We start from the raw sequence: 15847 nt of genomic DNA, 5'->3' as shown, positions 1-15847 counted from the left end.
GATGCAGAATCTATTTAAAGATTTCTTTTACTTTTCCCGGGGAGAAAAGCGAGGTATCCTGATGCTCATAGCAACTATCTGTATCGTTTTTCTCGCCGGGTATCTTATATCCGCCTGGCAACGAAGAGATCAGATCTCTCTGGATGACAAGCTTATACAAGCTATCGCCCAACAGGAATATGAAGAATTCATAGCCTCACTGGAAGAAAAAGAGCAATCCGGTGAAAAGCAATATACGAGTTATAAGCCAAAGAAGGTAGAAAGCATTCCCGTCATCTTGGCTTCTTTCAATCCCAATACGGCAGACTCCATAACATTCCGACACTTAGGACTACCAGCATGGATGACAAAGAATATCCTGCACTATCGGGCAAAGGGTGGCAAATTCCGTAAAACGGAAGATTTTAAAAAGATATATGGAATGACAGAAGATCAATACTCTGTTCTGTCACCTTACATACATATCCCACCGGAAGACACAGTACGTCATACACCACAACTGTATATTACAGAAACTGTACCAGTGGAAAATATAAAATATAAAACCGGCACTATTCTTGATCTTAATCGCGCCGACACCACCGAATTAAAAAAGGTTCCGGGTATCGGAAGCGGCATTGCCCGCCTGATTGTGGGTTATCGGCAACACCTTGGCGGATTCTACCAAATAGAACAATTAAAGGATATCAATCTGGATACCCAACAACTGCAAGCCTGGTTTAGTATCGACCTGACAAATGTTCACCGCATAAACTTGAACCACACTGGCATAGACAGATTACGCTCCCACCCTTACATCAACTTCTATCAAGCCAAAGCCATTGTAGAATACCGCAAGAAAAAAGGCTCGTTAACGAGCCTTAAACCTTTCTCCCTTTACGAGGAATTTACAAAAGCTGATCTGGAAAGAATCAGCCACTATGTCTGCTTTGAGTGATAGCCTTAAAATTACTTCTCCAAAACTCCTGACCGGATAGCAGCATCACGTTCATTCTTCAAGTGTTCCTTCTCCTGTTTATATTGATTTTTAAGGGACCTCACCTTGTCTTTTTTGACATCTTTAGATAAAGAACTATTTTCAATAGCCTCTTTATCTTTTTCAAACTTCGCTTCCAATTGATCGAGTCTATTATCGTAATCATCTTTCATGATGCCGCGCAAGCCTTCACCATTATTCATACTTCCATAATGCGTTTCCCATGCTTTGATTTGATTTTCTGACAAGATAGCCCTAATGGCAGCTTTGTGTTCAAGAGCCAACGCCCTCTTCTTTTGCCCCTTTTCATATCCAGTAAGGTTACTCCGTCCAATAGCTCTAAACTTAGGTCCCACTTCTTTATTTAGCTTTTTGATTTTTGCAATTTGATCGGCTGACAGGTTCAACACCTTATCCGATTCGATTCGTTTAAAGGAATCGAAATTTACATCCTGCGCATAAGTGAATGACACAAATGCAGATGCAACTAAAGCAAGAATTACTTTTTTCATAATGCAATCTATATAAGTTATAAAAATCAGGGCTAAGATATAACAAAATGTTATAATTTCCATCCATCTTATATAGAAACAGATTTAAAAGGCGTTTGTTTTTCTAAATAAAAAATAGCAATTGATGCAACTTTACCAGACTCTACTTCGTCTAATCAATAGAAAACAATCTGAAACAGGACAGGCCAGTCTGAAATTAGAAATTAAAATAAAAAAATCACAATGAAAAGATTATTAATAGCCATACTAATAGTCAGTATGGTACAGGGAGTATTTGCTCAAAAAATAGAGATAAAAGGTACTATACGCAATGCAACAGACAATGAAGCCACAGAATTTGTAAACGTAGTACTACAAACCACCGACTCTGTCTTTGTAAATGGTGTGTCTACCAACAATAACGGAAGCTTCATCTTCAATAAAGTAGAAGCTGGAAATTACCGATTGGTTCTTTCTTGTGTTGGATACAACACACAATACATCACATTGAATGGAGTAAAACGTAATACAGATCTGGGAGATATTTTTCTGGAAGATGCCTCAGTAGCCTTGGAGGGTGTAATCATCAATGGTTCCAATCAAATCAACCGTCCCGACCGGAAACTGGTATTCCCTTCCGAACGCCAGATGAAAGTCTCCACCAATGGAGTCAATCTGTTACAAGAACTGATGCTCCCACGTATCCAGGTCAATCCGATGAATAACGAAATCGGAATATCCGGTGGGGGTGAACTACAAATACGTATCAACGGAGTCAAGGCAGATATCAATGAGATAAAAGCTCTGCGCCCCGCCGATATCATCCGTATAGAATATCATGACAATCCCGGCTTACGTTATGGCAATGCGGAAATCGTACTCGATTACATTGTTCGCCGCCCCGATACGGGAGGAAGCTTCGGCACCGATCTCAGTCAGGGAATCAATGCAATGTGGGGAAGCTACAACGTATTCGGTAAAGTCAATCATAAAAAATCAGAATTCGGTCTTTCTTACCACATGGGCCCCCGCGATTTCTACGGTATGTATCGGGATAATGAAGAAACATTCCGCTTAGCAGATGGAAATACCACTCAGCGCGTAGAAAAGGGAGAACCCAGCCATGCCATGTTGTTTATGCAAAATCTGAATGTCAGTTACAGCCTTCAGGCATCCAAGAATTCTCTCTTCAGTGCCACATTCCGCCTGCGTGGAAACAATCAACCCAATTGGGATTACCAAGGAGTGCTCTATAATGTGAATGATGAAACAGATATGGTAAATATGATAGACCGCACCAAGAATAGCTGGACTCGCCCCTCTTTAGACCTCTACTATCAGCAAAACCTAAAAAAGAAGCAGACGTTGGTATTCAATCTGGTAGGAACTTACAACCGGGAGAAGTCGCACCGTATCTATCAGGAAAGCCTACACAACGAAATGTTGACTGACATTAATAACAATGTATTGGGTGACAAATACTCCTTAATTGGAGAAGCCATTTACGAAAAGCAGTTCTCAAAAGGAAACGCATTGAGTTTTGGCTTAAAGCACACCCAGTCCTATTCTAACAACGAATACAGAAACGGCCATAATTATGATACCCGGATGAACCAGGGAAACAGTTACATATTCAGTGAATACCGTGGTAAGATAAACAAATTGGATTATAGATTAGGAATCAGTCTAACCCGTTTCTATTACAACCAAAGCGGGAATGATGATTCTTCTAAAAAGTACAATGTAAACCCGAAAGCTACATTGCATTACACTTTTTCCGAGAACTCATACCTCCGTTGGAAAGCCGAAGTATTCAATGCAACTCCTTCATTGAGTAACCTGAGTGCTATAGAACAAACTATAGACTCTTTCCAGATACGCCGTGGTAATCCAAACCTGAAATCGTATATGTGCTATCGCACGGAACTGACTTATGAATGGAAGAAAGGCATTTTCTACAGTAATCTATGGGGTGCATATGATTATCGTCCCAATGCCATTATGGATGAGAAGTTACAGGAAGACAATAAAATAGTACAAACGTGGGATAACCAGAAAGACTGGCAAAAGTTATCTGGACGTCTGATGCTCCGTGTAGGTCCACTATGGGATATGCTACAACTTTCATTTACAGGAGGAGTGAACCATTATATGAGTCATGGAAACAATTATTCTCATACTTATACCAACTGGTATTACGAAGGACAAGCTTCATTCAATTACAAACGATTCTCCCTGTTCTGGCAGATCAATACCAATTGGAACAACTTTTGGGGAGAAACCCTCTCAGGAGGAGAAAACATCCAGATATTAGGTCTATATTAATAATATAAAGATCTCCGTTTGGGCGTAGGTGCTTTCAACCCATTCACTGATAATTATAAAGTAGAGAATGAGAATTGGAATCAATTTGCCTCGTACAAGACTAAAAGCTATATTAAGGAAAGCTCACGTATGTTTCTAGTCAGCTTATCCTACAATTTTTCTTTTGGGCGTAAGTTCAAAGCAACACAAAGAAAAGTAAACAATAGCGATAATGAATCAGGAGTAATGAGTACGGGAAAATAAAATCAAACTATTTCCCCGTCAACCATGTGCACCGTACGGTCCGTAATCCGTGCCAGTCCTTCATCGTGAGTGACAATAACAAATGTTTGTCCGAAACGATTGCGAAGATCGAAGAAAAGCTGATGCAATTCTTCCTTATTATGAGTATCCAGGCTACCCGAAGGTTCGTCAGCCAGTATCACAGCCGGATGATTAATAAGAGCACGGGCTACGGCCACACGTTGTTTTTCCCCACCTGAAAGTTCATTGGGCTTATGCCCGGCACGGTCAGTCAGGCCCATAAACTCCAATAATTCCAGCGCAGATGCAGTAGCCTCTTTCTGCCCCACACCTGCAATAAATGCAGGTATCATCACGTTTTCCAATGCCGTGAATTCTGGTAAAAGCTGGTGAAACTGAAAGACAAACCCAATATGTTTGTTACGGAAAGCCGACAGTTCCTTCTCCTTCATACGGCTAACCAATGTACCGTCGATCGTTATCATTCCGCTATCAGGGGCATCCAAAGTTCCCATAATCTGAAGTAAAGTAGTCTTTCCCGCTCCACTCGGACCAACAATACTAACGATCTCGCCCTTATCTATGTTCAAATCGATTCCCCGCAGAACTTGCAGGCTACCGAAACTCTTGGTTATTCCTTGTAATTGTATCATACATACTTCATTTTTATCTAATGAATAATTACTTAAGTACTGATTCTTTGCCAATAAGATGGCAAAAGATGTGCTTGCTGATCATAATCTCTTCAACACATACTCCGCCAGATAACATCCGAATACCGCCGGCATATAGCTAACAGTTCCACATGTCGATTTCTTATTCATTTCATCCTCAGTCAGCAGTACCGCTTTCGGATCTGCCTGCTCCGTACTGAACACTACCGGCAGTTTACGCTTAATTCCCATTTTTTGGAGTCGTTTTCTGACTGCTTTGCTCAGCCCGCAATGATAAGTATCCCATATATCGGCAAAACAGACCTGAGTTATATCACTCTTTGCACCGGCTCCCATGCTGGAGACTATCTTAATATGTCGCTTCATGGCCTCTGCAATCAAATGACATTTTGGGGACAATGTATCAATAGCATCCACTACAAAATCATAGGAGGCCGCGTCCAGCAGTTCAGGAATATTTTCATCTTTCAGAAATACGGGCAATACGGTCAGTCCAATTTCCGGATTAATGTCCCGGAAGCGTTTCTCAAGAATTTCCGCCTTACTCATCCCCAGCGTAGAATGCAAAGCCGGAAGCTGACGGTTCAAATTCGTTGGTTGCACCATATCTGCATCCACAATCGTCATACGCCCTACTCCCGCGCGACAAATCATTTCCGCCGCATACGCTCCTACTCCACCCAGGCCTACTACAAGCACATGCGCCTGCCGTAGCCGTTCCATCTTTTCATCACCCAACAAGAGTTGTGTCCTTTGCCGCCAATCTTCCATCCTTACTAATCACTTATCACTTTTCCTAAACCATTTATAGAACCATTTACCCACCTTTTCATAATGCTGATCCTCATTATTGCCACGCGGGTTAGAAAATGACAACATATCTTGAGGCTCACCCAATTGATCCGGATACAGCACTATCAAACTATTATTGGCAAAATACTTTCCTAATTGCGCGGGAAGTCTCTCAAATGCAGGATCATAAGAGATAGAACCACGACGGGCACTGATAATCACGAGTAAATGATCATAATTCACCTGCCCGGTCAGCAACAACAAATCTCCCCAATCGTCCAAACGAGAAAAATCAGTCATGGTGGAACTAAATCTTTTCTTCACCAGAATTTGCAAAAGCGTGGTTGTTTCTTCGTTAGCGAAGAAATGCACCCGGCACCCCAATGTATTTCCCATACGGCAGAAATGTTCCACCCACTTCTGGAAACCAGCTTCATATTCCGCCTTGGGCGGAACGGCAATATTAATTCTCCGTAAAGTATTAATCGGCATCAGGAACTTAGCAATCATTACTTCCCGATGCAAGCCTTTCAGCAAATTCTCAGCCAGCATACCAAAGAAAGAATCCACGATATTCACCTTACGGTGCAGGCCAATCACTACATCCGTCACTCCATGTTCTTTAGCAGTATGGATAATACCCGAAGCAATATTCAGATCATAACGACTAATTTGTTTCAGTGATACATCCGCTGAAGCCGTTATCATTGCCGCTTTCTCCAGATAACGTTTTCCACGGAGTTCCAGAGCTTCCGACGCATTATTATCATTTATTACGTTCAGCGCTAACAGATTATCCCTCTGTTTAGGGTCACGTATCACCAATGACAGATTAACCAAGTCTTCAATCGTATCCGGATTTGCAACCGGTATCAAAATCTTCTCTAGTTCTGTCGGACGCTTTTCATCCTCCAAATGCGCCTCATCAATAGCTATTTTACGGGCAGCGCGCTCAGTAATAAACGAACTCACCACGCAAGTCACAAGGATAAGCAACACAGTACCGTTCAGCACATCATCATTCAGCAACCTTTCACCATTGGGCAAGATGATGTTATATCCGACCAAGACGGCAGCCAGTGTAGCAGCAGCCTGGGCATTACTTAAACCGTACATCAACTCCCGCTCAATGGCTCCCATCTTATAGATTTTCTGTGTCAACCAGCAAGCAATCCATTTACCGGTCAAAGCAACCGCTATCATTACTCCTGCCACCTTCAGAGCATCACCATGCCCAAAAATCACATGTATATCAATCATCATTCCCACACCAATCAGGAAGTAAGGAATGAAAAGCGCATTACCTACAAATTCCAAATGATTCATCAACGGAGAAACATGGGGTATCAACCGGTTCAACACCAGCCCCGCAAGGAATGCACCAAGGATACCCTCCATTCCTACAAATTCCATCAATCCTGCCCCTAAGAATACCATAGCAAGCACAAAGATGAACTGCATTACATTATCATCGTACCTACGGAAGAACCAACGACCGATACGGGGGAAAAAATACATGATCAATCCACCAAGGAAAACGACTTTAACCACCAGCCATACCCAAAACAGTCCACCGGATTCTCCCTTAAACATACCACCCACTACAGCCAGGACCAGCAACGTAAGTGTATCAGTCACCGCTGTACCTCCTACAGCAATACTGACACTTCGATGTCGGGATACACCATACCGGATAACAATGGGATATGCTACCAGAGTATGTGAAGCATACATACTTGCCAACAGGACTGAAGTGATCAAACTATACTTCAAGAAGGTCATATTCACCACCAAACCGATCATGATTGGAATAATAAAAGCTAATAATCCCAGCATTACGGCCTTCCCCCGATTCTGCTTGAAATCCGCCATATTCATTTCCAGACCAGCCAAAAACATTATATAGTATAAACCAACTTTACCAAACAGTTCAAAACTACTATCCCGCGCCAAAATATTAAATCCATGCTCACCAATTACCAATCCCGCCAATATCATACCGATGATATGTGGAATACGCAATCTATTCAACAAAATGGGAGCAAACAATATGATAAGCAATACAAGGAGGAATATCCATGTAGGATCAGTAATCGGAAGTTTCAGACTGAAGTCAAATAAGTCCATGGGCTTCAAGTTTTAGGTTTTACGTTGCAAAATAACAAAAAAGTTTTCATTTTATACGTTGTCATACAGCAAATTGTTATAAATTTGCAGCCAATTCTATCGTTTTTAAGCATAGAAGAACATTTTTATAAACTTAATAAAAAACAAAAGAAAATGAAAGTAGCTATTGTTGGAGCAAGCGGAGCCGTGGGACAGGAGTTCCTGCGTGTGCTCGATGAAAGAAATTTCCCGTTGGATGAGTTAGTGTTGTTCGGTTCTAAACGCAGTGCCGGAACAAAATACACATTCCGCGGTAAACAGATCGAGGTAAAACTCTTGCAACACAACGATGACTTTAAAGGGGTTGATATCGCTTTCACTTCCGCAGGCGCTGGTACCTCTAAAGAGTATGCCGAGACCATCACCAAACATGGTGCCGTGATGATCGATAACTCCAGTGCTTTCCGTATGGATAATGACATACCTTTGGTAGTTCCCGAGGTAAATGCTGCCGACGCAAAAGATCGTCCACGCGGCATCATCGCCAACCCTAACTGTACCACTATACAGATGGTAGTGGCACTGAAAGCCATCGAACAGCTTTCTCACATAAAGACTGTACACGTTTCTACGTATCAGGCCGCCAGCGGTGCAGGTGCTGCCGCTATGGATGAATTGTACACACAATACCGCCAGGTGTTAGCAGGTGAATCTGTTACTGTTGAAAAGTTTGCATACCAGTTGGCATTCAACCTCATTCCTCAGATTGATGTATTCACTGATAATGGATACACCAAAGAAGAAATGAAGATGTTCCACGAAACCCGCAAGATTATGCATTCTGACATAAAAGTAAGCGCAACTTGCGTACGCGTTCCTGCTCTTCGTTCTCACTCTGAAAGTATTTGGGTAGAAACAGAACGTCCTATTTCAGTGGGAGAAGCTCGTGAAGCTTTTGCAAAAGGCGACGGTTTGGTATTGCAGGATAACCCTGCCGAAAAGGAATATCCAATGCCTTTGTTCCTTGCAGGTAAAGACCCCGTTTATGTAGGTCGTATCCGTAAGGATCTGGCTAATGAAAACGGCCTGACTTTCTGGATTGTGGGTGACCAGATCAAGAAAGGTGCTGCACTGAACGCAGTACAGATTGCAGAATATTTGGTAAAAGAGAATGCTCTCTAAGCATTACTGATAAAGACATATCCATTAAAGAAATGGTAATTAATGAAGAAGAGGCTGTCTCGAATGTGAGATAGCCTCTTCTTTCATATTACAATATAAAGAAAAATTCAACTTTCATGGAACAATACACATTCCTTTATAGCTTTTTCGATAAGTTTCTTCGCAGCAGGCCTGCACCCAGGGAAAAAAGATGTATCAAAAACCCCTTTCTTTGAAGTTTTACGCCAATTCCCGGTGATACGGCCTTGATGGAGAATTACAGATTGAAATATACCAAAATTATTATAAGCATACTTCGTATGCGCTTCCTTTATACAGTCTAAACGATTTTTGTAACTTACCAAGTATTCATCAAACGGTGGAAGGAACTGGAATACATTTCTTTCATCAATCTCCACCTCTCCTACAAGCCCGGGCGAAGAAGCATGTATCAGCATTTCACGGTCATTATACCGCTCTGTTATCATTTCAGTGCCAAGTGAAGCGATGGCATTACGCGCTTCGCCTATATTCAATGCAGACCACCAAACAAAATCTTCCAGTGTGGCCGGACCGTGGCTCCTGAAATATCGCCGTGTAAGTTCTGCAAGAGCCTCCTCATGGGAGAGCTCGATGGCATCCGGAATTCTTTCACAGGTCAGTGCGTAGGTATGCTTTCCGTTCTTCTCGATGCCGCTGCACACGGTACCGTCTGCCTCGCCAAAACTCAGATACATTTTCACGATGGGTTCATCGAGAGCAATGCCCTTTGAGTGGAGTTGTTCAAGAACTTCCTGGCTCGTCAGGTGTTGTCCGCTCAACACTTCTTCTATCTGGGGCTTACTGCGGAGGAAGTCTTCTTCAGTCAGACTGAAATGCTTGGCATAAAAACGAAATTTAGACAGCAGACCTTTAGTGGATAACCCCGTCATCCATTTGATGTCTCTACCGGGAATGTAATGCCACGTGGGACGCATCACATGAAGACGCAAAATCCGGCCCGTATCCAGCGCCTCTTGCACAGCCGTCAGCGAGGGACTTGCAATACGCAACCCTACAGCCCACTTCGCCGCCCTGATGTCCTGTGCCTGCATGGCACCCATCCATTCAACAACTTCCTCCGGCTTTTCAAACCGTGGTCCTGCAATACCCTGTGACAACATTCTTAGTTTAAGCATGGTTCAAATGATAAAATTATGATTTTAGTATCGGACAGCTTTTTACAAAGATAGAGAATATTTTGTGATATCCAACAACGCCCCTATATCCCAACAAGAAAGAGGCTGGACTCTAACAAATAGAATCCAACCTCTTTCAGTTACGCCATTAACAATCTCACCTTATTTCCAGAACGGATTCTGTTCCATATTCGAGTTCAGAGTCAGCTGAGTGGTAGGTATAGGATAGAAATAATGCTTAGCCTCGTAGGTACGCGGTTGGTTGATGGTATTGGAACCAATCATGTACCCATCACTATTAACATCCACTTCCGGATTTTCTACATTCTTCATGTTAGCCCCAAGATAGATCGTAGGATTCTTGGAAGAGTCAAGTAAATCAAGCTTATGCCAACGAATTAAATCCCAATAACGTGTCCAGTTATCGCACATCAACTCACAACGACGGCAACGGCGGATTTCCCAAAGCAAATTACTGACACCCATATTATTAGCCGGATCGGCTTCCGGACTGGTAGTCATAGCGGGCAGACCGGCACGTTCCTGCAATTTATTGATGGAATTATCAAGATCGGCTTGCGTCAATGTTCCAAGCTCTGCCTTGGCTTCAGCAAAGTTCAGATAGACAACAGACAACCAGAAAAGCGGGCAATCTGTATATTGCTTGCCAATACTGTTACGGTCACTTACTGACAATTCCGCCGTATTATCATATTTAGCTATGCCATAACCGGTAGTAGAAGTAAATGCAGCAACTCCGGCACGGCTATAAGCACTACCCTTAAAGCATAATACAGGATCGAGAGTAATCGCCAATCGCTTATCGCGAACAGCAAGCACAGACTCAAGGTTATACTTTCCATTTGCATCTTTTACTGCGGCATCATTGGTATCCATTGTAGTGGTTGCTTTGGGCTTACCATCAAGGAACAGATAACTGTCAAAAGCATTTTTAGTCATACCGCTGGTACCACTGGTATTTATAGTGTAGTCAATAGTAGAATGCATAAATGTATTCTGCGAATAAGGCTTATAGAATATCATTTCCGGATTGGAGCTGAGCGATATTGAATTATAATTTCCTTGGTAGCTCGGATTCAATGAATATCCCTTCCCCATCAAAGTTTCACAAGCAGACACACATTCACGCAAGTACTTCTCAGCACGAGCGTTGTCGGCAGCCTTACCAGCATTGTCATTTGCATTGCGATACTTACAGTAGGTACCTTCGTACAACGTGATGTCAGCTTTCATAGCCAGTGCCATGTCAGCACTGAAGCGTTGCTTGTTGGTTCCCGTAATTGTAGTCGTAGCATAGTTCAGATCTTCAAGGACATTGTCCATTACAATATCGCGATCCGTACGTGGTCCGTAAACCACATCTTTTTCTGCCGGGTCTACAACCGTAGTTATCCACTGTACGTCACCATACATGCGAACCAATTGATAATATTCCCATGCCCGGTTCAAACGTGCCAGACCTTCATAATTAGCTTTAACAGCGTCATCAAGAGAAGATGTTTTCAATCCTTCGATAATATAATTAGCACGACGGATTTCGGTGAAAGGGTCGGACCAATTTGTAGAAGTAGCCACTACACTTGTGTAAGTCCAGACTGTCGACTGATAGTCTACCTGATCATCACTCAATGTCTTAAAATAGTACCATCCGCTACCACTGCCGTTTCCATAACCTGAATAGTTGTTATAGAACGTATTGCATTGGTTGTCAAGATTACTCGTATTACTCCAATATGCAGGAGTATTGGTAAAGGCATCCAAAGGTGCTTTGTCGAGAAAGTCATTACAACTTGTCAAGGCCATCAGTGCCATTGTTCCGTATATGAATAGCTTTTTCATCATTCTTATTGTTTTAATCATTATTATAAGGTTACCTGAATACCGAACGAGAAAGTACGGGTAATAGGTGCCGTACGTCCCCAACCTGCTGAAGTAAGCCCGTCGCCTGTACTGATTTCCGGATCAACGGGGAGATCGCTACCCTTGTAAAGCAAGAAGAGGTTGCTACCGCTAAAGTAGATGCGCGCCTTTTCGATGAAAGCTTTGCGGGTCCATTCCTTCGGTAAAGTATAACCGACAGTTACGTTCTTTAAACGGAGATAAGACATATCAGTCAAGTAACGGCTTTGCGGATAGTAGTTGTTGGAACCGTTCGCAATACCCGATACAGTACCTTTGGCTTCATTTCCCGGATATAAACGAGGATAAGTATTGCCTTGGTTGATATCATAGCCGGTAATTGTTTTCCAGTCATCACTATAGAACACTCTGTTGTAACTTGATTGATGTTCGTAAACAGCTAAGTCGGCAGAACGCATCATCGGGAAATTCAGAGAAGCAATAGTCCAATCAGAACGTTTGCCTACGCCTTGGAAGAACAAATCCAGGTCAATGCCTTTCCAACTACCACCTAAGTGGAAGCTATATTCGTAACGAGGAAGTGAATTACCGATAACTTTCAAGTCACCATGATCATCAGCTGTTCCTTTTCCACCGTCAATCGCACCACTGCCATCCAAATCTTTGAACTTAATATCACCAGGACCATAGTGGAACGGAGCCCGTTCAAGTGCGGACTGGCTGGCAACGCCTGACTTATAGATCCATGAACCATCTGCATTCTGACCTGTAAAGTCTGATTCTTCAAAATAACGATCTGTTTCGAAGCCCCAAATGTCACCATAAGTCTTGCCCGAAAAATAAGAACTAAGCAACTTAGTATCATTATTCCACTTTGTTACTTTCGTTTTAGAATCGCTAAGATTGAAATTGGCATAAACATTAAATTCACCGAATTTATGATGCCAGTCGAGGTTCAACTCCCATCCACGAGTACGCAGTGTACCTGCGTTATCGTAAGGAGCAGTGGCACCTACACTGTTCGGCAAAACTTGAGCTGGAGCAAGCATATCACGGTTTTCACGTTGATACCAGTCAAAACCTACGGTCAGTTCATTATTCAGGAAACCTAAGTCCAAACCAATGTCAGTAGTGCGGATACGTTCCCAGGTAAGAGACTTCGATACCAGTTTAGGCATATTGTATTGAGTCAATCTGTTAGCATTGGCCCCATTGCCATCTACCCAATAAATATATCCCGTAGCCGATGTATTTTCACGTTGGCTGATCAATTCTTCAAACATATAGTTTCCGATAGCTTCATTTCCAATTTCACCATAGGATGCACGGAATTTAGCATTGCTGATAACTTTCTTCAACGGTGCAAAATAAGCTTCTTCCGAGAATCGATATCCTATAGAGGCAGAAGGGAAGAATGCCCATTTATCATTGTGCGGGAATCTGGAAGAACCGTCATAACGTCCATTCACTTCCAACAGATAGATACCCTTATAATCGTAGTTAATACGACCGAAATAACCGGCTGATGCACGGGAAGTATGTGACCAGTTTATTTGCTGTCCATCTTGGCTCGCCAAATTCAATTCGGGATATGCTTCATCATACAGTCCTTTGCGATATCCATATAAATAAGTGTAATCCACTTCTTCCGCATTGGCTCCAACCATTACATTCAAGTTATGACTCTTTGCAAAAGTCTTGGCATAGTTGGCATACGCATTCAGAGTCCAAGTATTCTGCTTGGAATTATCACGCCAAATAGCTGAATTACTTTTGGTAACGATATAGCTGGGAACAGGCATTCCTGACCAGTTGATACCATAGACCGAAAAGTCCTCAGAACCACTGTTCAAGTTCTGAATTGCATAAGTAAAATCGGCATTTAAAGTAAGCCCCTTGATAATTTCAGCTTTCAAGAATGCATTCATACGAGTAAGGTCTGTTATTTCCTTACGATCAGATGCTTGTTTACGCATAGCCATGAGGCGAGTATCATAACCATCAATGGTGCCTGATGGAATGAAGAAAGAACCCCAGCGCCAAAGGGTCTGATAAGTACTACTGTAAATATCAGGGCGTTGATAAGCCTTGCGGGAGTAATTGACACGTGCGCCTACTTGCAACCAATCATATAAATTCGTAGTCACATTTACTGAAACGTTGTACTTCTTCAACTCATCCGGACGCACCTTCATAATACCTTCTTTCTCATCATAGCCAAAAGAAAGGTAGTAGTTAGTTTTACCTGAACTTCCCTGAACGGATAAGTTGTGGCTCTGCGAAGGAGCAGCTTTGCTATAATAAATATCCTGAACATCCCAATCGGCATAGTAATAAGGAGTTCCGTCAATGATGGTATAATCACCGACATTGCTATCGCTCTGATACGGTCTCATTTCACCGTATTTCAGTTTTCTTCCTCCATTCTGTTGTGCCCACTTTTCAGCATAAGGCAACAACTTATCGAAATACATACCAAAAAGTTCGACTTCATATTGGTTGGCATTTGCCTTAGCCTCCAACGCAGAACGAAGTTGTGTGGGAACATCCGAGAAATTCGGAAGGTAGGTTGCTTGATCCCAAGCAAAGTTATTGCTATAATTTATAGTAACCTTTTCCGTCGGTTTAGCACTCTTTGTATTGATCAAAATAACACCAAAGGCAGCACGGGTACCATAAATAGAGGTAGAAGCGGCGTCTTTCAGTACAGAGATACTTTCAATATCCTGCGTATTCAAGAAAGAGATATCGTCCATCGGAACTCCATCCACCACAATCAGTGGATTACTCTTTTCAGAGTTGCTTAACGTACCGACACCACGAATACGCATTGAAGCATTCCCGTTGATATCACCATTTTCTGTAGTAATGCTCAAACCAGGAACCGCACCCTGCAATGCCTTGGATACATCTTGCTGAGGGCGTCCCGCCATAGTCTTATTCAAGTCTACAGTAGTTACCGCACCTGTTAGATTAGCTTTCTTCTGTACACCATAACCTACAACTACAACTTCATCCAGTAATTCCGTATCTTCCTTCAACACGATTTTCATAGTAGGTGTAGCTTTCACTTCCTGAGGCTGATAACCTACGAATGATATTTTTAATATAGCTCCAGTCTTTACACTCAAAATAAACTTACCATCGATATCAGTTACAATACCATTCGTCGTTCCCTTTTCTACCACACTGGCACCGATAATCGGCTCGCCCGTCGCATCTACGACCAAACCTGTAACATTAATAGATTGTAACTGCTCAGTTACTTCCAAGACATTATCCGAAGCAACTTGAGTAGCCATCACATTACCGCTACTTAAAAACAGTGCGCTCATTGCTACTACTGTGAGGAATTTGCTATGTGCTAATCCTCGTTTTTTGCGATCTTCATTCATAAAAAGATTGATGATTTTGTTATTAATTAAATAGTTCTCTCTAAAAAGTTGGGGTAAGGATAGTCAGTTAGAAATAGCTAAGGCTATTTCTCCTGTCAGATAAGTTTCTGTTTCATAGGCTCTTTCTCTATTTATAGGTTTAACTTATATTATATCTCTGTTACCATAATTATATATCAGCTAAGTTCCAAGAGAACATTGCCGAGTTTTTTATGGTAAAAAGAATATAATAACATCTGTTGGCAGAATTAATATCTTTCTTTCAGATAATGAATTAAATGGAGTATCATCTTATACCTAATTATTTAATCTGAAAATACTCTTTCAGGTCCTTCAGTTTTCCCCGAGCACCCTGTTCATCGGTGTTACAGCTGAAACTTTCAACCTTATGACTGTTTCAGGTATCTTTCAGCCGGAATGCCGATGAACAGGGCGTTCGGGGAAAACTGAAACCTGAAAGAAGAAAGATTGACCTGAAAGCAAGTAATGTTGTGATCTGGAACAAGTAATGTTGAGAATGATTACATTGCTTGTTCTTATTCACAACAAGCAATGTAATTTCAGGCAAGTCTGATTTCATCCTGTTCTTTTAGCGTCTATATATCGGTGACGTTGGATATATAGA

At 42.0% G+C, this 15847-nt stretch carries 9 protein-coding genes and 1 pseudogene; 3 read left to right on the top strand and 7 right to left on the bottom strand.

The features are described 5' to 3' along the window. Position 1 precedes the first annotated feature (1 nt). Positions 2–937, top strand: a complete 936-nt coding sequence (locus tag K429_RS0100425; protein ID WP_025725700.1) for a helix-hairpin-helix domain-containing protein — start codon at positions 2–4, stop codon at positions 935–937. Positions 938–948: 11 nt separating this feature from the next. On the opposite strand, the gene K429_RS0100420 is transcribed toward K429_RS0100425, so the two are convergent. Beyond that, positions 949–1488, bottom strand: a complete 540-nt coding sequence (locus K429_RS0100420) for a hypothetical protein (RefSeq protein WP_231501791.1) — start codon at positions 1486–1488, stop codon at positions 949–951. A 222-nt stretch (positions 1489–1710) separates the two neighbouring features. On the opposite strand from K429_RS0100420, the pseudogene K429_RS28340 reads away from it, so the two are divergent. Further along, positions 1711–4035, top strand: a pseudogene (locus tag K429_RS28340) (outer membrane beta-barrel protein). A gap of 2 nt (positions 4036–4037) precedes the next feature. Here K429_RS28340 and K429_RS0100405 read toward each other — a convergent pair. From K429_RS0100405 to K429_RS0100395, 3 genes are all read right to left on the bottom strand, one after another. Continuing rightward, entirely contained in the window at positions 4038–4688 is a 651-nt protein-coding gene (locus K429_RS0100405; RefSeq protein WP_025725698.1) for an ABC transporter ATP-binding protein, read from the bottom strand. 81 nt (positions 4689–4769) lie between these two features. Continuing rightward, positions 4770–5480, bottom strand: coding sequence for a ThiF family adenylyltransferase (locus K429_RS0100400; RefSeq protein ID WP_022209679.1), 711 nt, complete (start codon positions 5478–5480; stop codon positions 4770–4772). Between the two features lie 9 nt (positions 5481–5489). After that, positions 5490–7628 carry a cation:proton antiporter gene (locus K429_RS0100395; protein ID WP_025725697.1) on the bottom strand — a complete coding sequence of 713 codons (2139 nt, stop codon included), beginning with the start codon at positions 7626–7628 and terminating at the stop codon, positions 5490–5492. Between the two features lie 153 nt (positions 7629–7781). Here K429_RS0100395 and K429_RS0100390 point away from each other — a divergent pair, with 153 nt between their 5' ends. Continuing rightward, the gene (locus tag K429_RS0100390; RefSeq protein WP_025725696.1) at positions 7782–8789 is read left to right on the top strand and encodes an aspartate-semialdehyde dehydrogenase; all 1008 of its coding nucleotides are present in this window, start codon (positions 7782–7784) and stop codon (positions 8787–8789) included. 107 nt (positions 8790–8896) lie between these two features. Here K429_RS0100390 and K429_RS0100385 read toward each other — a convergent pair whose 3' ends face one another. From K429_RS0100385 to K429_RS0100375, 3 genes are all read right to left on the bottom strand, one after another. Beyond that, positions 8897–9946, bottom strand: coding sequence for a winged helix DNA-binding domain-containing protein (locus K429_RS0100385; protein WP_007210699.1), 1050 nt, complete (start codon positions 9944–9946; stop codon positions 8897–8899). 162 nt (positions 9947–10108) lie between these two features. Then, positions 10109–11806, bottom strand: a complete 1698-nt coding sequence (locus tag K429_RS0100380; protein ID WP_022209683.1) for a RagB/SusD family nutrient uptake outer membrane protein — start codon at positions 11804–11806, stop codon at positions 10109–10111. 23 nt (positions 11807–11829) lie between these two features. Continuing rightward, positions 11830–15222, bottom strand: coding sequence for a TonB-dependent receptor (locus tag K429_RS0100375; RefSeq protein ID WP_007210701.1), 3393 nt, complete (start codon positions 15220–15222; stop codon positions 11830–11832). Positions 15223–15847 lie beyond the last annotated feature (625 nt).

This window comes from Bacteroides sp. 14(A) (genome assembly GCF_000526555.1).
In the GTDB taxonomy this organism is placed as follows: domain Bacteria; phylum Bacteroidota; class Bacteroidia; order Bacteroidales; family Bacteroidaceae; genus Bacteroides; species Bacteroides cellulosilyticus.
Note: the sequence above shows the minus strand (reverse complement) of the source record. Positions and strands in the feature narration are given on the sequence as shown.

What these genes read in the sequence shown, in the direction of transcription:
- K429_RS0100425 (WP_025725700.1), top strand. Translation starts at nt 2, where the DNA reads ATGCAGAATCTATTTAAAGATTTCTTTTACTTTTCCCGGGGAGAAAAG.
- K429_RS0100420 (WP_231501791.1), bottom strand. Translation starts at nt 1,488, where the DNA reads ATGAAAAAAGTAATTCTTGCTTTAGTTGCATCTGCATTTGTGTCATTC.
- K429_RS0100405 (WP_025725698.1), bottom strand. Translation starts at nt 4,688, where the DNA reads ATGATACAATTACAAGGAATAACCAAGAGTTTCGGTAGCCTGCAAGTT.
- K429_RS0100400 (WP_022209679.1), bottom strand. Translation starts at nt 5,480, where the DNA reads ATGGAAGATTGGCGGCAAAGGACACAACTCTTGTTGGGTGATGAAAAG.
- K429_RS0100395 (WP_025725697.1), bottom strand. Translation starts at nt 7,628, where the DNA reads ATGGACTTATTTGACTTCAGTCTGAAACTTCCGATTACTGATCCTACA.
- K429_RS0100390 (WP_025725696.1), top strand. Translation starts at nt 7,782, where the DNA reads ATGAAAGTAGCTATTGTTGGAGCAAGCGGAGCCGTGGGACAGGAGTTC.
- K429_RS0100385 (WP_007210699.1), bottom strand. Translation starts at nt 9,946, where the DNA reads ATGCTTAAACTAAGAATGTTGTCACAGGGTATTGCAGGACCACGGTTT.
- K429_RS0100380 (WP_022209683.1), bottom strand. Translation starts at nt 11,806, where the DNA reads ATGAAAAAGCTATTCATATACGGAACAATGGCACTGATGGCCTTGACA.
- K429_RS0100375 (WP_007210701.1), bottom strand. Translation starts at nt 15,222, where the DNA reads ATGAATGAAGATCGCAAAAAACGAGGATTAGCACATAGCAAATTCCTC.